This window comes from Ruegeria sp. HKCCD6157 (genome assembly GCF_013110685.1).
Taxonomy (GTDB): Bacteria; Pseudomonadota; Alphaproteobacteria; order Rhodobacterales; family Rhodobacteraceae; genus Ruegeria.
The window spans coordinates 1,082,066-1,101,691 of record NZ_WVRB01000001.1 but is presented as its reverse complement, the minus strand read 5'-3'; the positions used below and the strand labels follow the sequence as shown (position 1 = coordinate 1,101,691).

The following is a 19,626-nucleotide window of genomic DNA, read 5'->3' as shown; positions in this document are numbered from 1 at the left end:
CTCCCTGATTTACCTGTTGCGATTGCCGCGCCCCAGCGCGCGGCTCATCTGGGCCGCAATCTGCCCCTGAGAGCGGCGGAACCCCTGCACGTCAGGTGTCGAAATGTTCATCACGACATTCACGGCACGCCCGGCGCCCTGCGTCCGCACGCCCAGCTTGCCATCGGCCCCGCGCGCAAGCGGCATGATCGCCTCTGGCCCGGCTTCTCCCATCAGCCCGGTGCCGCCGCGCATGGGAAACATGGTCGGGCCGCTGACCACACCGCCATTGGCGAAGGGCATCACCCGGCCCTGGCTGAAGCTGCCGCCATCGGCAAAGGGCAGAATTCCCTTCACCAACCCGCCGACCGTGTTGGCCAGCATGCCGCCAAAGTGGTCCGTCACCGGCTTGATCGCAGCCGCATAAGCCGTTTGGATCAACGAGTTCCTCAGGATATCCAACGCACCGGAAAGGCTCATCCCATCCAGAACGACACCATCGAAGGCCTTGCGCAATCCACTGGACATGCCGCGCTCCAGCGTGGCGACATCCTTGCCGGTCTCTTCAAATGCGGCGCTGATGCGCTTCATCTGGCTGTCAAACGCCGCCGCCATAGTCGCAGCATCGCCGAGGGAATCGCCCAGCGCTTCGCCTCGTTCTTGCAGGTCCTCAAACCCGTCACGATCTGTCATCACGCTCTCCTTGTGTCTTGTCCGGATAGGCGGCCAGCAAAGCGTCCAACCCCGCCCGGTTCATTGCGGGCGCTCCGGAACCCTGCCCCAGCATCAGCCGCAGCTCTGCCGGGGTCAGACGCCAGAATTGATCCGGCGTCAGTCGCAGCCCCAGAAATCCGGCCCGCATCAGGGCAGGCCAGTCGAACCCGCTCATGCGCCCTCCGGCACCATGAAGGCGCGCGCCAACAATTCGGCTGCTGTTCTGGCGGCCGCCATGGGGCCGCCTTCGATCTCGGCATGCATCAGGTCGGCCCGGGCAATGTTCCAGCCACCGCCCCGCAAACCGGCAACGATCAGCGCCAGAACATCCGCACTGGAATACGCACCGCCCTCAAATCGCTGCACCAGCTCAACCAGCGACCCAGCATTCAGCTCCTGCTCCAGCTCCGCCAAAGCACCAAGCGTCAGTTTGAGCACCCGCTGCTCGCCATCGATGGTCAGCGCCACCTCGCCTGTCCACGGATTGGCCATCGGATCAAAGCGCCGTAAAGGTCAGAGCACCGGCACTGGCCATGCTCATCTCATAGGTCGCCTCACCGTTGTGCGAGCCCGCATATTCGATACTGGTCACCTGGAACGGGCCTTCTACAATCCCGAAATCAGGGATGATGACCTGAAAGGCCGGAGTTTCGCCATCAAAGAACAACTGCCGCGCGCGTTCATCCGTGCCAGCATCCTTGAACACGCCCGAGCCAGAGATAGAAGCCGATTTGACCCCCGCCCCGGACAAAAGCTCGCGCCATCCACCCTGGCTTTCCAGACTGGTGACATCCACACTTTCAGCATTGAAACTTATGCGCGTGGCCCGCAGCCCCGCGATGGTCTGGAACAGGCCGGTACCGTTCATATCCATTTTGACCAACAGGTCTTTTCCGTTCTGGGCAGCCATGTGCTCTCTCCGTTGATTGCTTAGTCATCTTCCACGCGGGCGCGGAACTTCATGTCGATCTGGCGGATGGTGCCGCCGGTCCCGGTGCGCCGGGCCGAGGCCCGCTCGAACCACAGCCCCACCAAACGCCCGCGAACCAGGTTAAGTGGCGCGTTTTCCAGCGCGTCACACACCGCGCCCGCCAGTGTTTTGGCAGCACCGAACCCTGCCTCCTGGGACACCACCGAAACGGTGAAGCGGTGTATCGCGCCCGCGCCTGTTCGGTCCGACGCGTCGCGCACCTCTTCGGGGCCCAGCGTCACATAGGTCTGCGGCACGGTTCCCGCGGGCACGGCATCATAGATCGCGCCCCCCGATTGGCTGCTGACTGCTGCGTCCGCTGAAAGCTGTTGATACACGGCCTCCTGCAAAGCGGCGGAAACTCCATAGCTCATGCCGCCACCTCTTCATCTGCGAAACAGGTCAGGAACTTGCCGCGCGGATCATGCTCGGCCACGGCCCGGATTACGAAACAGCGATTTCCCTCGCGAAACCGCTGATCTGGCGCGGGGCGCATCGAAGACCCTATGGGCGCTCCGCGTACCACGATGCGGAACCCGACACGCGAAACGGACGCTCCGGCGATCTGCCGTTCGGCGCCACTGCGCGCCGTCACCTCGGCCCACAGTGTCCCCATCGCAGCCCATGTTTCGGTATAGCCCCCCGCCCCATCAGCACTTCGCATTGGCGCCTCCAGCACCAATTTACGGTTCAGATGCGGCGTATTCATTGCGATACCCCCGCCCCGAAACGCACCATGCGATAGCGCTGGATCAGGCTGGTGACACCAAAGGGCATACATCCAGCGCCCAATGAGGTTTCATCCCGGTATTCATAGTAATGCGCCGCCAGCAGCAGCACGGCTTGCCCAAGATCGGCAGGCAACCCGCCCCAATCCTGCGCCATCCCCGCGACAAACGAAATCTTTACGGAACCACCCGTTTCGATGGCAGGCAGGCTGGATCCCAATGGGCGGATCCGGGGCCGCTGACTATCATGCTCCAGGCGATAGGTCGCGGCGTCCGCAACTTTTTCGGCTCCTTGCTTGTCAGCCAGCGTCACGGCCTGCACTGAAACCACCGGGGCCACAGGCAGAACTTCACCCGACGGGTCGCGCCACCTGTTCAAACTCCACGAGAAATCCCGTGTGATCAGAACCGTGCCAGTGCGCGCCTCGATCGCCGCGATGGCGGCTCGCAGGAACCCCTTCAACACTTCATTCTGCACATCATCTTCGGCAAAGCCCGTGCCCAACCTCAGATGCGCCTTGAACTGATCCACCGGCAGCGCCGCATCCGCGATGGCGGTCTCTTCGATCAACATCATCCACTCACTCCGCAATCTCGGACCCCTCCAGGGCCCCATCCTTGGAAAATGGCGGGCACGCGCCACCCCACGTTGCTCGGACGGAGGGGAGCAGCTAGACAACGCAGAGGATCTCACTCCGGCCCGCGCCCGCCGTCCGAGGGGCCAGGGCCCCCCGGGATTCAGCCCGCGTTAGGCGGTGCCGAATTTCACCAGCTTGATCGCAGCAAAGTCGCTGACATCGCCGCCGACGCGCTTGGTCGCGTAGAACAGGACATGTGGCTTGGCGCTGAACGGGTCGCGCAGCACGCGCAGATCAGGACGCTCGGCAATGGTGTAACCAGCCTGGAAGTCACCAAAGGCAATCGAGAAACTGTCGGTTGCCACATCCGGCATGTCCTCGGCGATCAGAACCGGATACCCCATCAGACGCGCCGGCTCACCTGCGGCCAAACCATCGGACCACAGGAAGCGGCCATCGCTGTCCTTCAGCTTGCGGATCACACCTGCGGTCTTCGAATTCATCACGAAGGTCCCGTTGACCCGGTACTGCGCGCCCAGCGCATAAACCACATCGACAATCGCATCCGCATCAATACCCGCATCAATACCGGTCGCGACATAGCCAAGGCTGCCCCAGGACCAGCCATCATTCGGAACCGCTCGGTGGATCATCAACCCCTTGGGCTTGTCGACGCCATCGCCGTTGATGAATGCGGCCGCCTCGGCGCGTGCAAACTTGTCGGCAATGCGCCCGGCCAGCCAGCCCTCGACGTCGAAGGCGCTGTCATCCAACAGACGCTGCGACGCTTTGGGCAGCGCGCTCAGCTCGTGCAGCGGGATCGAGATGCGATCGATCGACGATGTTCCGGTTTCCGCTGTGGCCGAGTTTTCGTCAGCCCAGCCCGCACCTACATCGGTGTGATCGATCAGCACGTCGAACGAATTTGCCTCGACATTCACGACCGATGCAATCGAACGGATCGAGGCGGTCGAGTTCAAAACCGACTTGATCGTCTCGGCAGTCTGCGGATCAACCAGATAGCCACCATCGCTGTTGACCGCTGTTGACAGGGACTTGGCCTCCATCTCGAGGCCACGCAGCCCGTCATCTTCGCCGGACCGCACATAGGCGTCAAATGCCTTCTGATGCGGGGCTCCGTCTTCGATCGAGGCGGCAAGATGCGGGCGTGCCGCGATTGTTGATTTACGATCCAGCATGGTCAGTCGCTCTTCTGTCTGTTGCAGTTTAGTATTAACTTCGGCTTTCAGTCCCTTGAATTCATTCACGAAGCCAGCCATCGCCTGCTTCACCTCCTGAACCAGGGGCGCACCCTCTCCGGTCAAGGCCGGGGTTTCGGTCTTGCTCATCAGCATGTCCTGTTCTGAGTGGTTTTGAGGCGCGCTAGTTCCGCGCCAGCTCCTGCCGGGCATCGTTGAATACGTCGGCAATACAGCGCAGGGCTTCCTCGGCGTCAGGTGTCCTTCCCTTCGCCGCCACCCGCGCACTGGGCAGCATCGGAAAGGTCACCAATGACACCTCCCACAGCTCCAGTTCGGTCAGGACCCGCTGGCCCTTGTCATTCTTCACGGCCCGTTTGGTGCGGTAGCCGATCGACAGACCATCCATCGCACCTGCCCGGATCAATTCTGCCGCCTCGCGGCCCTTCTGCGTGCTCTCCAGCAGACGCCCCTTGACCCACAGGCCCTTGTCGTCCTCGCGTACGTCGTCCCACACGCCGATGGGCTGGGCCGGATCATGCTGCCACAGCATCTTGACGCGCTGACCCGCCCTGGCCAGCCTGTCAAGCGAGCCGCGATAGGCGCCACGCTGCACCACGTCACTGCCCTGATCGACCTGCCCAAACAGGCTTGCATAGCCCTCGATTATCGCATCATCCGTAACCGACAAACCGTCGCCGAACCGTGCGAACTTATGTTCCAAATCCATGAACTTCTCCATGTAACCCATTGAACTCATGGCGCTACCACCAAGAGAGATTGAAACGCCTGTGCCAGGATCACCGCCGCCACGCCATAGACCGTCAGCCACAGCCGACGCTCCAGCCGCTCCATCATCTCTTCGATCTGATCCAGACGCCGACACAGATGTGCATGCTGGATCTCGGCCACCCGTTCATGCGCGGCCAGACGCAGACCTGGCGCGCACTCGAACGAGGGATATCCCTCACCCATCCGCACGCTCCGGCAGGCCCAGCAAGGCACGCTTCTCGGCGTTGGTCAGGAAGTCGGCCCCATTGACCCGCGCCCATTGCGCATCCCGTTCTGCGGACAGCGCAGGCACCTGATCCAGGTCAGGCTTCAACACCAGCTCCTCGCCGGTAAAGCCCGACAGCCAGTCCGACACCGCCGCCGCCACCCGCGTCACCAGGGGCAGAACGGTCAGGCGATAGAACGCCCGGTTGGCCTCCTGATAGTTCGAATAGGTCGCGTCACCCTGAATCCCCAGCAGCATCGGCGGGACACCAAAGGCCAGCGCGATCTCGCGGGCGGCGGCTTCCTTGGTCTTTTGAAACTCCATGTCCGAAGGCGAAAAGCCCATCGGCTTCCAATCCAGCCCGCCTTCCAGAACCATCGGACGGCCTGCATTGCGCGCCCCGCGATAGTTCGCCTCGATCTCGTCTGACAGACGCCGGAACTGATCTTCCGCCATCACCCCGTGGCCATCGCCCTTCCAGACCAAAGCTCCCGAAGGCCGCGCCGCATTGTCCAGCAGCGACTTCGACCAGCGCGACGCGCTGTTGTGCACATCAATCGCCATCGCCGCCGCCTGCATCGGCGAGAACCCATAGTGGTCATCCTGAGGGTGGAACGATTTGATATGGCAGATGGCTTCCGCCGCAAACCGATGCTTCTTGCCGCCAACCGCATAGTCATAGGCCCTGGGCCAGCCATCCGCCCCCGGCACCACGCTCATCCGGTCCGAGCGCAACACATGCAGCTCGACCGGCAGGCCTTCCTCGGCCTGAACCGCCTCGACATAGGCATTGCCCGACAGCAGCAATTGCCCGAACAAGGCCTCCATCAACTCCGCTTGCCCCTGCGCCGCATTCGGACGGCGCATCAGGGACAAGATCGGATGGGTATCAAACCGCTGCGCCTGATCCTGCAACACCAACGGCAAAGCCGCCGCCGCCTCGGCTATCAGCTTGACCGAGCGAAACCCCACCGGGTTCCCTGAAAACCCCGTCCGCGTCAGCGACACCGCGTCCCTGGGGCTCCAGGCCACGCGCCCGCCCGTCTGCCACGCCACCACCGGCCCCGCCGCGCTTGCTTTTGCCTCGGGCGCCGCTTCAGCCGATCCACGACGCAAGAAATCGAATACCATCTGTGCTCCTTTCTGCCGCCGCTCTGCCCGGCTTGTTGAAAGGAGTTATGACGGAAAGAAGTTTAGGGCTTTGGAATAGGGCGTACGGGGGTTGGGCAACACGGACAACCAAAGTGGGTGGCCAATTCCGAATGGATGGCTATTGGTAAAAGTACTGAAAGCAAAGCGGGACCGATCGAATGACCCAGCCAGAATTGGCCATCAGAAAACGACTGGAAAGCCGCGCACTCATGGTAGCAATGGGGGGAAATCTCTTCATGGGTGCCGCGGGAATCCTGGCCAGCATTCTGTCGAATTCGAACGCGATCATGATGGACGGACTGTTCTCACTGATCGGTTTTACTTCAGCCGTTCTCGGCCGAAGGATCAGCCAACGAATTGATGCCGGACCCGACAAGCTACGACCGTTCGGCTATGCCGCAGACGAAGCCATCTTTTCAACACTCCGCTCTCTATCCCTGTTGGGTCTTGTATTGTTTGCGATCACCAGCGCCCTCAAAAGCATCTACAACTATCTGAACGGCCTGCCCCCCGAGCCTCTGAGCTTTGCGCCAATGATCCTCTATTTCTCAGGGATTGGGCTGACCTGCACCTTGCTTTGGGCCTTTCATCATTTCACCTGGCGTCGCATCGGACGAAACAGCGCAATCCTGCGACTGGAGGCCAAAGCGGCGCTTTTTGACGGGATGATCACTGCGGCGGCAGGCATCGGTCTGGCTGCCATCTACTATTTCAGGGAAGGACCACTTGCCTTGATCGCTCCGATCGGGGATTCCGTGATTGTCCTACTGCTTTGCCTGCTGGCCCTCGGGGCGTATATCCGTGAATTCAAAGGCGGATTGGGCGAGCTCGCAGGGTTAAGCGCCAGCCCCGCCACTATCGCGACCGCGCGCCGCGCCGTACGTGCAACTCTCATTGAAGATGGCGGGCGGATCCGGGATCTGTCTGTTACCAAACTGGGCCGATCCCATTTAGTGACCGTCTACTACGACCCATGTCGCTCCGTTTTCGCGCAGGAAATCGACCGCCTCAACCTGGATTTGATACGCGATGTTCGAACCGTATTGGCCGGGGCTGACGTTCTGCTGATTGTCTCTGAACACCCCAGACGATGGCCAGATGAACTCGCCCCTGTCCAAAGCGCTTGATGTGTTCGCCGCACTGGGCTTACAAAACCCGCACCCTCGGCCGCCGATACGTCCCCGCAGGCCCCACGACCAACTCATGCAGCGCCCAGACCAGCGCGTCGACCCGGTCGGGCGAGCCCTGCCCATCGAACCCCCGCGCGGTCATCTGGCACATCTGTTCCTCCAGCGCGTCCAGCCCGGCCACATGGAGCACCCGCCCCTGTTCGTAGAGCGCCGCCACCGGCTCTGCCCGCGCCACCTTCCCGCGCGAGGCCCGCACCGCCCGAAACGGGACCAGAGGGTCCACCTGCCGCACCACCTCTTCCACCAGCTGCCCGCCCTGATTGACCTCGGCCACCAGCCGCTCGGACCCAAACTCGTCCATCGCGTCGATTGCCGCCTGCGCCCAGCCCGCCGGGCCAACGCACTGCACCGTCCGATCAGCCAGCACATAGGCGCGCCAGTCCTCGGGCGGGCCTTGCAATTGCGCGCCCACCACCACGATCCCGCAGGCATCGGCGCTTGATCCCGCCGTCACCGCCGGGTCCAGCGCAACGACGATGCGATCCAGCTCGGGCACTGCCTCGACCCGCGCCGCATCCAGCATCGAGCCTGTCCACAACGCCCCTTCGGCATCGGCCAGCAGCACCCCGTCCAGCTCCTGCCGCCCCAGCCGCGTGCCCGCATAACGCGCGCGCACCTCGTCCAGAAATAAAGCCGCCAGGTTGGCCCGGTTCGCCTCGGTCGGAGCATGGGTCTGAACCGTGGACGGCGAGGCCAGCAGATCCTTCAGCACTTTCACGTTGCGCGGCGTCGTGGTCACGCAGACCCGAGGCTGATCCCCCAACCGCAGCGCAAATTGAAGCATGTCCCAGGTCTCGCCGGCCTTCTTCCACTTGGCCAACTCATCCACCCATGCCGCATCGAATTGCGGGCCGCGCAGCCCCTCGGGATCATGCGCCGAAAACGCTTGCGCCTCGGCCCCGTTGGGCCAGATCAGTTTGCGCTCGGATGCCTTCCACACCGGCCGACGATCCGGCGGCGAGCATTGCAAAATCCCGCTATCGCCAAAAATCATCACATCGCGTACCTGATCGAAGGTCTCACCAACCAAAGCCACCCGACAGGCCTGGCCCTTATCCAATGGCAAAGACCCCTCGACCATCGACCGTACCCACTCGGCCCCGGCGCGCGTCTTGCCCGCACCGCGCCCGCCCATGATCACCCAGGACCGCCAGTCGCCCTCGGGTGGCAGCTGATGCGGCAGCGCCCAGAATTCGAACAGGAAAGGGAGGGCACACAGCCCTCCCTCCCTGATCTCACTCAGAAATCTGTTCTGCGCCGCAACAGGCGCGGAGGCGAGCCAGCCTGCACCCGACTTCAAACCGAGCTCGGTCAAGATCGAGCGCGTACCCTCCTTGGGCAATTCCGGCTTGTCTGTGATGTTGTTCGACAAAGCTTGTCTCCACTTTCTGACAACTTCGGATCAGCCCCTCTAACTGCCCGAGTTGCTTGGCTGAACCAGCAAGATCTACATCCTCCCCGGCTCCGATCTGTTTGCGCAGGTCTTCCGCCGCTTGCCGCAGATCGCGAATGGACCTCTCAAGCGACTGCAACAATTCAGCCGTCTGGGAAATCCGCTCTTCCGGGGTAATCAAAGTCATGTTTGCCTGTGACCTCATGCGTGAGTTTTCTCCGCACGAGGGAAGCAAAAAACGGCCACCGGGTCGCCCCGGGGCCGTTGCCCACTTCCTCTAGCATGTCACAAGCCATACGGTATTAAGTGCGCAAAGTCAATGAGTTGCGCAACGTCGACGCAACACGCAGCGGTCGCTGTGTTGAGTTTTCCTTTACCTCTTACTCTCAGCTCTGGCCTGTCAAATCCTGCGCCAGCATCAGCGCATTCCTATCCGGATCGTAAAACGTTGCCGTGCTGACCATCCCCTCAATCGTGTCCGTTTCACCGTCAAATTCCACTCCTGCAAGTTCCAACTTTCCGCGCGCCTCCGCGATATCCGCGACTTCGAAAACAGGCACGCAATTCCCCGGAGAGGCTTCGGCCTGTTCGCCCAGCCCCAAAGTGACTCGGTCGACATTGGTTCGCAATTCGCTCCATCCCGCTTCATCAATGTGGTGGATAAGCTCAAATCCCAGCTTGGCGGCATACCATTCCGCACTGGCGTGTCGATCCCGAACGGACATCGCAAGTGTGATGGTGTTTTTCAATGAAACGAGAGACATAAGGCTTTTCCTTTTTAAAAAATATATTTACTATACTTTATGGACATAAATACACTTGTCAAGCTGACATCGCGGGCTTGGTCCCTGAAAATTCTTGCCCTGCTGCACGCCAAAGTTCCGGGCCGGCAAGCCCCGCTTTTGGCAGCGACCGACGCAAGCCGAACGGCCTTTGCAGCCAGCCTTTCTCATCTTATTGAACTTGGAATGATCGAAAGAAACCCCGGACATGGGCACCCTCTGCGTCCAGAATTTCGACTTACGCCATTCGGAACCGAGGCTGCCACGATCGCCAGCAAGATAATTACTACCGCCCGCTCTGAGGATGAAATCAGACTGCTAAGAAAATCCTGGACTGTGCCAGTTCTGGCGTTGACAGGTACCCCTCATCGTTTCTCGGCCATCAAATCTGGTCTTACGATCATTACAGATCGGGCGCTGTCCTCATCCCTTCACCAATTGGAAGCACAAAACTGGATCCGACGCGACATTCACACTGCCGAGAGGATGCCATTTCCAACCTATCAGGCCGTGAATACTGGAATGGCGATCAACAGGGCCGTTGGTTTTACGCTGTAATTCAATGGCAGTCTGGTGCCGCGAACAGTGCCTTATTCGACTCAGTAGACCACCAGAAGGCTTGCCAGCGCTTGACATTTCATGGCGGAACCCTCATGTGCCCCACATCACAGCGCTGATGCGTGAGTTCAAGCGGACCTCGTCCGCCCCACAGCGCCAACTCATCATTCCAGTTCCCCATCACGCAGGGTTCTTGACGCGGCGGCCGGATGGCGCAGGATACGCCTGCTCGTCCCGAGGTCTCGCACAACCCCTGTCGGTCGCCAACGCGCGACCCTTCATGACCTGTCCGTGGGCCAACGCTCCGGGCTGCAAAGGATAGTTATTTGTTCGACTTTGATATGCTGGGCCTTGCCCCAGCACTGAACGAGGCACTCAAACGCGCCAATTTCACTCAACCCACCCCGATCCAGAACCAGGCGATTCCGCTTGCTCTGAATGGTCACGACATTCTGGGACTGGCGCAAACCGGCACCGGAAAGACCTTGGCTTTTGGCCTGCCTCTGATCGATCACCTTCTGGCCCAACCCGGCAAGCCCGACCCGAAAACCGCCAAAGCACTGATCCTGGCGCCCACCCGCGAACTTGTGAATCAAATCGCCGACAGCCTCCGCACCTTGACGAAAGGCACCAAGCTGCGTGTGGCCACCGTTGTCGGTGGCCAATCGATCAACAAGCAGATAATGTTCCTTTCCCGTGGCACCGATATTCTGGTCGCCACACCGGGCCGCCTGATAGATCTGATGGAGCGGGGCGCGGCAAACCTCGGAGCGGTGCGCCATCTGGTGCTGGACGAAGCAGACCAGATGCTTGACCTAGGCTTTATCCATGCACTGCGAAAAATCGCTCCGGCCCTGGGCACCCCACGACAAACCATGTTGTTTTCGGCCACCATGCCGAAGCAGATGGAAGAGCTCAGCCGCGCTTACCTGACCAACCCGCAGCGGGTGCAGGTCTCGCCTCCGGGCAAAGCCGCAGACAAGATTACACAATCTCTGCACTTCGTCTCCAAACCCGGGAAACCAGCCAAGCTGCGTGAAATCCTGTCGAAGGACATGGACGCCCTGACACTGGTCTTTACCCGCACCAAACATGGTGCGGAACGGCTGATGAAAGGGCTTGTGGCCGATGGCTACAACGCCGCATCCATCCACGGCAACAAAAGCCAGGGTCAGCGTGATCGCGCGATCAAGGCGTTCCGCGCGGGTGACATCAACATTCTGGTGGCCACCGACGTTGCCGCCCGGGGCATCGACATCCCGGGCGTCGCCTATGTGATCAACTTCGACCTGCCCGAGGTGCCTGACAACTACGTCCACCGTATCGGGCGCACCGCCCGCGCAGGGCGCGAGGGCGAAGCCATCGCCTTCTGTTCCGCGGAAGAAGTTGATCTGCTGCGCCAGATTCAAAAGCTGATGAAGATCGAGATTCCAGTTGCCAGTGGGGCGATGCCCGAAGCCGTGCAACCTGAAAAACCGGCGCGCCGCCCGAACAACCGTCGCCGGGGGTTCAAACCCAAACCCGCCGACGCGGGGTCAAAACCCGCAGCAAACAAACGGCGTCGCCCACGCGGCAAACGTCCGGCGGCCTGAGATCGGAACACAAAAAAGCCAACGCCGGTTCAATGACCGGCGTTGGCGCAACACGATGAACGAAACCATTTTTCGTTCAGATCAATTCCCCGAATTCTGCTCTGCCTCAATCTCGCGCCATTTGGCGACATTGCGATTATGCTCCTGCAAGGTTTCGGCAAATGCATGGCCGCCCGTGCCATCGGCAACGAAGAACACGAAATCCGTGTCATCCGGCGCAACAGCAGCTTCAAGGCTGGCCAAGCCCGGATTGGCAATCGGCGTCGGCGGCAAACCGTCTATCTGATAGGTGTTCCACGGGGTTGGTCGGTTCAGCTCGCTGCGGCGCAGCCCGCGTCCCAACGTGCCTTGCCCTTTGGTGACGCCATAGATGACGGTCGGGTCCGTCTGCAACCGCATCCCCTGTTTCAGCCGGTTCACAAAAACACTGGCCACTTGCCCGCGCTCTTCCGGAACTCCGGTTTCCTTTTCGATGATCGACGCAAGGATCAGCATTTCTTCGGGACTTTGCAGCGGCAACCCGTCCTGACGGCTTTCCCAAACGGCATTGATCCGCAATTGTTGCTTGTCCTGCATCGCCTGCAAAATGTCGTTACGGTCCTGGCCCGCCACAACATCGTAACTGTCAGGCGCCAGCATCCCTTCGGCCGGGATCTCGGTCACCTCACCTGTCAAAGCGTCGAACGCCTTCAACGCCTGGACCACCTGCCACGAGGTCACACCTTCGGCAAGTGATACGCGGTAACGGGTGTCCGCCTCGTTGCGTTTCTCGTTATAGGCCTCGGGCACCTCGTCTCCCGACGGATCAAACGACGTGATTTCGACGAAATCCAGGGTCGCCGGGTTCAACTCGCGCACACGGGTCTGAGCACGCGTCACACCGATACGATACTCAATCTCGGATCCGCAGGTGCTGGCACCGCTGCTGGTAATTTCGTCGATGATTTGCTCCATCGACGCGCCTTCCCGCACCAGGAAGCTGCCGGCTTTCAACTGCTGTGCCCGATCCGTGTAATCGGCGGCCATCCGAAAGATCGTGGCACTGCGGATCGCGCCCTGATCTTCCAGTTCCTGACTGACACGTGTCATGTTCGATCCGCTTCTGACCTGAAGGCAGATCGCGGTTTCAAGCGGGCCTTCGGCCTTGTACTGGGTCTGTCCCCAAAGGATCAGTCCACCCATCAGGAACAGGCCGACCACCAGAATGGTCAGCGCGTTCGAAGCAATGGCCCGCCACATTTAGTTGGCCTTTCCAAAGATCACGCTGGCATTGGTGCCGCCAAACCCGAACGAGTTCGACAGGGCCACGTTGATCTTGCGCTCACGCTTGGCGTTCGGAGCCAGATCAATTGGTGTCTCCACCGCGGGGTTGTCCAGGTTGATCGTCGGAGGTGCGACCTGATCGCGGATCGCCAGAATCGAGAAGATTGCCTCGATCGCCCCCGCTGCACCCAAAAGGTGCCCGGTTGCCGATTTGGTCGACGTCATGGTGGCGTTCGCGGCGTGGTCCCCCAGCAGACGTTCGACCGCACCCAGTTCGATCGTATCCGCCATGGTCGAGGTGCCATGAGCGTTGATGTAATCCAAGTCCTTCGGCTCCAGCCCGGCGCTGCGCAACGCGGCTTTCATCGAACGTTCTGCCCCGTCACCATCCTCGGACGGTGCCGTGATGTGATATGCGTCGCCCGACATGCCATAGCCCAGCACCTCGGCGTAGATCTTTGCACCGCGGGCCTTTGCGTGTTCATACTCTTCCAGGATGACGATGCCCGCACCTTCGCCCATCACGAATCCGTCGCGGTCAACGTCATAGGGTCGGCTGGCCGCCTTCGGGTTGCCTGCATATTTGGTCGACAACGCCTTGCATGCGTTGAACCCGGCGATACCGATTTCGCAGATGCAGCCTTCGCCGCCACCTGCAACCATGACGTCTGCGTCACCTGCCCGAATGATACGGCTGGCGTCACCGATTGCATGGGCACCGGTGGAACACGCCGTCACGACCGAATGGTTCGGCCCCTTGAAGCCGTGCCGGATCGACACCTGACCTGATGCCAGGTTGATCAGAGCACCCGGAATAAAGAACGGTGAAACCCGGCGCGGGCCCTTGTCGCGGATCAGATTGGCGGTATTCGCGATCGAACCCAACCCCCCGATGCCAGAACCGATCAGAACACCTGTTCGCAGGCGGTCCTCTTCATCTTCCGGCAACCAGTTCGCATCCTTGCAGGCCATTTCCGCGGCTGCGATGGAATACAGGATAAAGTCCTCGATCTTGCGCTGCTCTTTCGGCGGCATCCAGTCATCGGGATTGAAGGTCCCGTTGGTTCCATCCCCGCGGGGCACCTCACAGGCATAGGTCGTGGCGACACCACTGCCTTCCGCATCAAAATGCGTGATGGGGCCTGCGCCGGACTCTCCGTCCAGCAGCCGCGACCAGGTTTCTTCGACCCCACTGGCCAATGGAGTGACCAATCCAAGACCGGTTACAACGACTCTGCGCATGAAGTGCCTCTTGCCTGCTTCCTGTTATGAGAACCGCTCTTACCCCGGCCCGGGGTGCGGGGGCAAGAGCAACGGCGATTTCAGGCGGGCTTCCCGCCGCCGGGCAACCGAAGCAGTACCGCTTTGGATTACGGAAATCGGTGCCCGCACTTTCAAGGATCCGGTTGAAAGGGCGAAGCGTATTTATTGAAACTGTGCCACCGGCTCATGCGCCGATTTTGCCATTTCCAGAGCATCCGTAAGGTCAAGTGTCTTGCGAAACAGTGCACGTCCCACGATTGCACCCGAGATATTGGGAATATAGGCCAGCCGCGAGATGTCATCCGCGGTACGTACAACCCCGCTCGCTATCACAGGGGTGCGCGAATGGCTGGCAAGCCCCGAGATCAGGCCAAGCTGAGCCTCGACGTCCTCCATATCGCTGTCGATATCCGTCACCACGATAGCAGCAAATGGCGCTCCTTCGAATGCATCGATAAACGCTTCGGGCGTGAATACGCTTTGGCTGCGCCAGCCATCCGTCATCACATAACCTTGCCAGACATCGACCGACAGCACGATTTGATCCGGGTAGAGTGTGGCCAATTCCTTGACCAGTTTCGGCTCGCGCGCCGCCAGCGTCCCGATCACGACGCGACCGACGCCCTTGTCGATCCAGCGTTCGACCTGTTCGCGGGTCCGCATACCCCCCGCCAACTGAACCGGGATTTCGGCAGCGCGGATAATCTCTTCAATCAATTCGACGTTGGTATCCTTGCCTTCGATCGCGTCGAAATCGGTCAGATGCATCCATTCGGCACCCGCTTCCGCCCAGCTTCGCGCTGTTTCGACTGGGTTTACATGCCAAATCATAGCGTTGTCCAAACGACCTTTGTCCAACGTGACACACCGGCCGTTCTGCAATTCCATAGTGGGGTATATCCTCATGAGCTCGGTCCTCCGCTCAATCGCTCTGAAAATCCCCGGAAGCATACACCTTGAACGCCCTCCCAATATCACCGGGATCGGCACAGTTTGGCCATTTTGCGGCATAGTGTCGAAGTGGCGGATTTACGCGAGCGCCGGTGGCCCGTTGCGCCGAAGCAAATGCACCGGGGTTTCATTATACACCCCTTCCCGCATCAATACATAGCCCAGCTTTTTGGCAAGTTTCTGCGACGAGGCGTTGGACGCATTCACCATCGCAACCAAAGGCCCGGGAATCACCCGGTCAAACCAGTCATGCGCCGCCTTGGCCGCCTCATACCCCAGGCCCTGCCCCTGCGCCTCGGGCGCCAGAACCCAGCCCGCCTCGGGAAAGCCGTCGAAATCATCGCCCATCTCACGGTTTCCGTAAAAGAAACCGGCCTGTCCGATCAGCTTTCGATTCGATTGTTGCAGCACACCCCATTGTCCAAACCCGGCCATGTGCCAATGCCCGGCATTGCGCAAAAAGGAATCCCATGCTTCGCCGCGCGATCGCGGTGAGCCGCCAATATGCTGAACGACGCACGGATCTCTCCAGATCTCGGCGAACCGGTCAAAGTCCTCCGGGCGCATGGCACACAGCGTCAAACGCGCGGTATTTATCATGGGAGTGGATCTTATCATGCCCTGTCCACTTTGAATTTTGCCTCAATGGAAACAGTGCGTATCCGAATATAAACGCGCAAGCATGAATTTTGAGCGGGCACAAAAAAACGGCGCCTCCGTTGCCCGGAAGCGCCGCTTTTGATCAGAAGGAAACGCTCAGGACGCTTCGCTGATGAATTTGACCGCGTCGCCGAAGGTCTGGATGGTCTCGGCTGCGTCATCGGGGATTTCGATGCCGAACTCTTCTTCGAAGGCCATGACCAGTTCAACGGTGTCCAGGCTGTCTGCGCCCAGATCATCGATGAAGGACGCGTTTTCCGCGACTTTATCTTCTTCAACACCCAGGTGCTCAACAACGATCTTCTTAACGCGATCTGCGACGTCGCTCATGTCTATTCCTCATTCCTTTACAGGGCGGTCTGCCCGATTCTGCCCTTGCCCGCACGGGTTGGCTTTGATTTGCCCGTTTCGGGCGGTTTGGGTCCCGGCGAACCGGGAAGTCGAAGGCCGACCTGAACAACCGGCCCCGCATAGATGCGCCGCCTATAGCATAGTCGACGCAAGAGGCAAACGCTTTCGCGCTGCCCCTGTGGCGATCACAACATGGCCATACCACCGTTCACATGCAAGGTGCTTCCGGTAACATAACCCGCTTCGGGGCTGGCAAGATACAGAACAGCCGCTGCAATTTCTTCGGGTTCACCCATGCGGCCCGCCGGAACCTTGAGCAACAGACCCTTTTTCTGCTCCTCGGTCAGCTTCTCGGTCATTGCTGTCGTGATGAAACCCGGTGCCACGGCATTCACGGTAATTCCGCGCGTTGCCACCTCGTGAGCCAAAGCCTTGGAAAACCCTATCATCCCGGCTTTTGACGCAGCATAGTTGGCCTGCCCCGGGTTGCCAATTGCGGCCACCACGGACGAGACATTCACGATCCGGCCCCAGCGCGATTTCATCATGCCGCGGATCACACCTTTGCACAGTTTCATCGTCGAGGTCATGTTCACGTCAATAACGCTCTGCCATTCCTCGTCGGACATGCGCATGAAAAGGTTGTCGCGCGTGATACCCGCGTTGTTCACCAGGATATCCACCGATCCCATCGCCTCGGCCGCTTGCTTTGGCAACGCTTCAACGGCTTCCGGATCGCTCAGATTGCAAGGCAACACATGCGCGCGCTCGCCCAGTTCGTCTGCCAGAGCCTGCAATGGCTCGACTCGTGTACCGGACAATCCGACCGCTGCGCCAGCACCGTGCAACGCACGTGCAATGTCGCCTCCGATACCGCCCGAAGCACCAGTGATCAGCGCATTCTTACCTGTCAAATCAAACATTCGGTTTTCCTCTTGGTGCGTCGGCCACGACGCTTTTTGAGCTTACGATTCGGCCTGAATGGCCTTTTGAACATCTTCCGGTGTGCCCACAGCCTTGCCTGCAATGGCACGATCGATCTTGCGGATCATGCCGGACAAGGCTTTGCCGGCACCGATTTCCCACGTTTCAGTCACGCCCTGCGCGGCCATGAACTGAACGCTTTCACGCCAGCGAACCGACCCCGTCACCTGTTCCACCAGCAACTGACGTATCAGATCCGGATCACTGACGGCTTCGGCACGCACATTGGCCACCAAAGGCACGGAAGGCGCCTTTATCTCGACGGCAGCAAGCGCTTCCGCCATCACATCTGCCGCAGGCTGCATCAGCGCACAGTGAAATGGAGCACTTACAGGCAACATAACAGCACGTTTTGCGCCTTTTTCCTTGGCAATCTCGGCGGCACGCTCCACGGCAGCCTTGGAACCCGACACAACGACCTGGGTTGGATCGTTGTCATTGGCAGCCTGACAGACCTGCCCCTGCGCGGCTTCTTCTGCAACGGCGCGCACCGCCTCAAGATCCAATCCAAGAATGGCCGCCATTGCGCCCTCGCCCACCGGTACGGCACTTTGCATCGCCAGACCGCGGGTGCGCAGCAAGCGCGCGGTGTCCGCAACCGACAAAGCCCCCGCAGCCGCAAGGGCCGAGTATTCTCCCAAGGAATGCCCCGCCACGAAAGCCGCCTGACCAACCGAAACGCCTTCGGCTTCCAGCGCACGCATTGCCGCCATGGATGTCGCCATAAGAGCAGGCTGGGCATTCTGGGTCAGCGTCAAGTCGGCGATGTCGCCTTCCCAGATCACGCTGCTCAGCTTCTCTCCCAGTGCCTCGTCCACCTCATCGAAGACGGCCTGCGCCGCCGGATAGGCATCGGCCAGTGCTTTGCCCATACCGATGGTCTGGGCACCCTGCCCCGGAAAAACGAACGCGAGTGTCATTGCAACCTCATGGATGATGTCAGGTTGCGGCGGGGTGTAAACTGACTGATCGTCTGGCACAAGCACTGCCTGTGTTCTGCATTCTGGCACTTCGGCTGTGCGCAAGCGCTTACTTGTGCCGACTTCCGATAACCTTAACTTGGGCGCAGCACAGAATCTCGGAGCGTTGCACCCATGGCCTCGACCAATTCCTTTTCAAGCTACGGAAGTGTCGCAAAGACGTTTCACTGGCTCACCGCGTTGCTGATCTTCACAGCCCTGCCGCTCGGCTGGATCGCGGACAATCTGGCCCACGCCGTATTGCATGCCTCCACAGCCCCAAGCGAGGCCGAAATCGCACGCGCGGCGCGCATGTTCTCATTGCACAAAACCGTAGGCGTCACCGTGTTCTTCGTTGCTTTGGCTCGGATAATGTGGGCCTTCACGCAAACCAAGCCCGGCCTGTTGAATGCCGACAACAAGCCCGAGGCTTTTGCCGCCGAAACTGTCCACTGGCTTCTTTATGGGTCATTGGTGCTTGTGCCACTGACCGGTTGGGTGCACCACGCCGCAACCGAAGGGTTTGCTCCAATCCTCTGGCCCTTCGGCCAAAACCTGCCTTTTGTACCGAAATCAACCATTGTGGCCGAGGTGACAGGCGTTCTGCATTGGCTGTTCATGTGGACGCTCGTCGGCGCGCTGGTCCTGCATGTTGCCGGAGCGTTGAAGCATCACGTCATAGACAAAGACAGCACATTGCGCAGGATGTTGCCGGGTGGGTCGGACGCACCGGAGCCTCCACACCAGCATCATTCCCTTGTGCCCGCCGTCGCCGCGGTGGCCGTTTGGGCGCTTGTCCTCACCGGCGGCTGGGTCTCTGGCGAATTTGCGCGTGAGGCCGACGATGATGACGCCGACGTCCAACTGGCCGAGGTGCAATCAGACTGGCAGGTTCAGAACGGCACCCTGTCCATCACGATTTCCCAATTGGGCAGCCCGGTCACCGGCTCGTTTTCCGACTGGACAGCCGCAATTGCATTTGACGACCCGGCCGAGCCTGGCCCGGCCGGGTCCGTCGAGGTCACGATCGCAATAGGTTCTCTCAGCCTCGGAACCGTAACCGAACAGGCCATGGGTGCGGATTTCTTCAACAACGCCCAGTTTCCGACGGCCCAGTTCGCGGCTGACCTTTTCAAAACCGAAAGCGGATATGAGGCACGCGGACCACTGACAATCCGCGACAAGACGATCGATATCATACTACCGTTTTCACTGGACCTTCAGGACGACACCGCGACCATGACAGGCTCGGTTGATCTGAACAGGTTGGATTTCGGCATCGGCGCATCGCAGCCCACCGAAGATTCGCTCGGCTTCACCGTCACAGTCGCTGTGGAACTCGCCGCGTCCCGCAGTCAGTGAT

General features: G+C 60.3%; 24 protein-coding genes. 4 read left to right on the top strand and 20 right to left on the bottom strand.

What is annotated here, in order from left to right:
* Positions 1 to 9: 9 nt before the first annotated feature.
* The 11 genes from GS612_RS05180 to GS612_RS05130 form a co-directional block, all read right to left on the bottom strand.
* Positions 10 to 672: a phage tail tape measure protein gene (locus GS612_RS05180; RefSeq protein WP_171228103.1), complete on the bottom strand. Its 663-nt coding sequence runs from the start codon at positions 670 to 672 to the stop codon at positions 10 to 12.
* Positions 659 to 868, bottom strand: a complete 210-nt coding sequence (locus GS612_RS05175; RefSeq protein WP_152458311.1) for a rcc01693 family protein — start codon at positions 866 to 868, stop codon at positions 659 to 661. The genes GS612_RS05180 and GS612_RS05175 overlap by 14 nt, the downstream gene beginning before the upstream one ends.
* Positions 865 to 1,185: a gene transfer agent family protein gene (locus tag GS612_RS05170; RefSeq protein WP_152458312.1), complete on the bottom strand. Its 321-nt coding sequence runs from the start codon at positions 1,183 to 1,185 to the stop codon at positions 865 to 867. The genes GS612_RS05175 and GS612_RS05170 overlap by 4 nt, the downstream gene beginning before the upstream one ends.
* Positions 1,186 to 1,189: 4 nt before the next feature.
* Positions 1,190 to 1,603 (bottom strand): phage major tail protein, TP901-1 family, encoded by a 414-nt coding sequence (locus tag GS612_RS05165; protein ID WP_170343937.1) that lies wholly within the window; start codon positions 1,601 to 1,603, stop codon positions 1,190 to 1,192.
* Positions 1,604 to 1,623: 20 nt separating this feature from the next.
* Entirely contained in the window at positions 1,624 to 2,037 is a 414-nt protein-coding gene (locus GS612_RS05160; RefSeq protein ID WP_171639284.1) for a DUF3168 domain-containing protein, read from the bottom strand.
* Complete coding sequence (locus tag GS612_RS05155; RefSeq protein ID WP_171639283.1) at positions 2,034 to 2,372, bottom strand: phage head closure protein; 339 nt, start codon at positions 2,370 to 2,372, stop codon at positions 2,034 to 2,036. Before GS612_RS05155 ends, GS612_RS05160 begins: the two co-directional genes overlap by 4 nt.
* Positions 2,369 to 2,968: a head-tail connector protein gene (locus tag GS612_RS05150; RefSeq protein ID WP_171639282.1), complete on the bottom strand. Its 600-nt coding sequence runs from the start codon at positions 2,966 to 2,968 to the stop codon at positions 2,369 to 2,371. The genes GS612_RS05155 and GS612_RS05150 overlap by 4 nt, the downstream gene beginning before the upstream one ends.
* A 171-nt stretch (positions 2,969 to 3,139) precedes the next feature.
* Entirely contained in the window at positions 3,140 to 4,318 is a 1,179-nt protein-coding gene (locus GS612_RS05145; protein WP_171639281.1) for a phage major capsid protein, read from the bottom strand.
* Positions 4,319 to 4,352: 34 nt separating this feature from the next.
* Positions 4,353 to 4,898, bottom strand: coding sequence for an HK97 family phage prohead protease (locus tag GS612_RS05140; protein WP_171639280.1), 546 nt, complete (start codon positions 4,896 to 4,898; stop codon positions 4,353 to 4,355).
* Between the two features lie 26 nt (positions 4,899 to 4,924).
* Positions 4,925 to 5,143 (bottom strand): hypothetical protein, encoded by a 219-nt coding sequence (locus GS612_RS05135; protein WP_152458319.1) that lies wholly within the window; start codon positions 5,141 to 5,143, stop codon positions 4,925 to 4,927.
* Positions 5,136 to 6,296: a phage portal protein gene (locus tag GS612_RS05130; protein WP_171639279.1), complete on the bottom strand. Its 1,161-nt coding sequence runs from the start codon at positions 6,294 to 6,296 to the stop codon at positions 5,136 to 5,138. The genes GS612_RS05135 and GS612_RS05130 overlap by 8 nt, the downstream gene beginning before the upstream one ends.
* 179 nt (positions 6,297 to 6,475) lie before the next feature.
* On the opposite strand from GS612_RS05130, the gene GS612_RS05125 reads away from it, so the two are divergent.
* On the top strand, positions 6,476 to 7,444 hold the full coding sequence (locus GS612_RS05125) for a cation transporter (RefSeq protein ID WP_171639278.1): 969 nt from the start codon (positions 6,476 to 6,478) through the stop codon (positions 7,442 to 7,444).
* 19 nt (positions 7,445 to 7,463) lie between these two features.
* Here GS612_RS05125 and GS612_RS05120 read toward each other — a convergent pair whose 3' ends face one another.
* A complete protein-coding gene (locus tag GS612_RS05120) occupies positions 7,464 to 8,642 on the bottom strand; it encodes a DNA-packaging protein (RefSeq protein ID WP_253286137.1) in 1,179 nt (392 codons plus the stop codon).
* A 644-nt stretch (positions 8,643 to 9,286) separates the two neighbouring features.
* Positions 9,287 to 9,664: a VOC family protein gene (locus tag GS612_RS05115; RefSeq protein WP_171204959.1), complete on the bottom strand. Its 378-nt coding sequence runs from the start codon at positions 9,662 to 9,664 to the stop codon at positions 9,287 to 9,289.
* A 39-nt stretch (positions 9,665 to 9,703) separates the two neighbouring features.
* Here GS612_RS05115 and GS612_RS05110 point away from each other — a divergent pair, with 39 nt between their 5' ends.
* Entirely contained in the window at positions 9,704 to 10,240 is a 537-nt protein-coding gene (locus GS612_RS05110; protein WP_171362669.1) for a winged helix-turn-helix transcriptional regulator, read from the top strand.
* Positions 10,241 to 10,566: 326 nt separating this feature from the next.
* A complete protein-coding gene (locus GS612_RS05105; RefSeq protein ID WP_171639277.1) occupies positions 10,567 to 11,832 on the top strand; it encodes a DEAD/DEAH box helicase in 1,266 nt (421 codons plus the stop codon).
* An 81-nt stretch (positions 11,833 to 11,913) separates the two neighbouring features.
* Here the strand turns inward: GS612_RS05105 and mltG are convergent, their stop codons facing one another.
* The 7 genes from mltG to fabD form a co-directional block, all read right to left on the bottom strand.
* The gene (gene mltG / locus GS612_RS05100; RefSeq protein WP_171639276.1) at positions 11,914 to 13,071 is read right to left on the bottom strand and encodes an endolytic transglycosylase MltG; all 1,158 of its coding nucleotides are present in this window, start codon (positions 13,069 to 13,071) and stop codon (positions 11,914 to 11,916) included.
* A complete protein-coding gene (gene fabF / locus GS612_RS05095; protein ID WP_171639275.1) occupies positions 13,072 to 14,337 on the bottom strand; it encodes a beta-ketoacyl-ACP synthase II in 1,266 nt (421 codons plus the stop codon).
* Between the two features lie 183 nt (positions 14,338 to 14,520).
* Positions 14,521 to 15,264: a HisA/HisF-related TIM barrel protein gene (locus GS612_RS05090; RefSeq protein ID WP_152458328.1), complete on the bottom strand. Its 744-nt coding sequence runs from the start codon at positions 15,262 to 15,264 to the stop codon at positions 14,521 to 14,523.
* Between the two features lie 123 nt (positions 15,265 to 15,387).
* A complete protein-coding gene (locus GS612_RS05085) occupies positions 15,388 to 15,927 on the bottom strand; it encodes a GNAT family N-acetyltransferase (RefSeq protein WP_171639274.1) in 540 nt (179 codons plus the stop codon).
* A 138-nt stretch (positions 15,928 to 16,065) separates the two neighbouring features.
* On the bottom strand, positions 16,066 to 16,299 hold the full coding sequence (locus tag GS612_RS05080; RefSeq protein WP_008756330.1) for an acyl carrier protein: 234 nt from the start codon (positions 16,297 to 16,299) through the stop codon (positions 16,066 to 16,068).
* Between the two features lie 206 nt (positions 16,300 to 16,505).
* Entirely contained in the window at positions 16,506 to 17,243 is a 738-nt protein-coding gene (gene fabG / locus GS612_RS05075) for a 3-oxoacyl-[acyl-carrier-protein] reductase (protein WP_152458330.1), read from the bottom strand.
* Between the two features lie 42 nt (positions 17,244 to 17,285).
* Positions 17,286 to 18,224: an ACP S-malonyltransferase gene (fabD, locus tag GS612_RS05070; protein ID WP_171204964.1), complete on the bottom strand. Its 939-nt coding sequence runs from the start codon at positions 18,222 to 18,224 to the stop codon at positions 17,286 to 17,288.
* 174 nt (positions 18,225 to 18,398) lie between these two features.
* On the opposite strand from fabD, the gene GS612_RS05065 reads away from it, so the two are divergent.
* The gene (locus tag GS612_RS05065) at positions 18,399 to 19,625 is read left to right on the top strand and encodes a cytochrome b/b6 domain-containing protein (protein ID WP_171231423.1); all 1,227 of its coding nucleotides are present in this window, start codon (positions 18,399 to 18,401) and stop codon (positions 19,623 to 19,625) included.
* Position 19,626 lies beyond the last annotated feature (1 nt).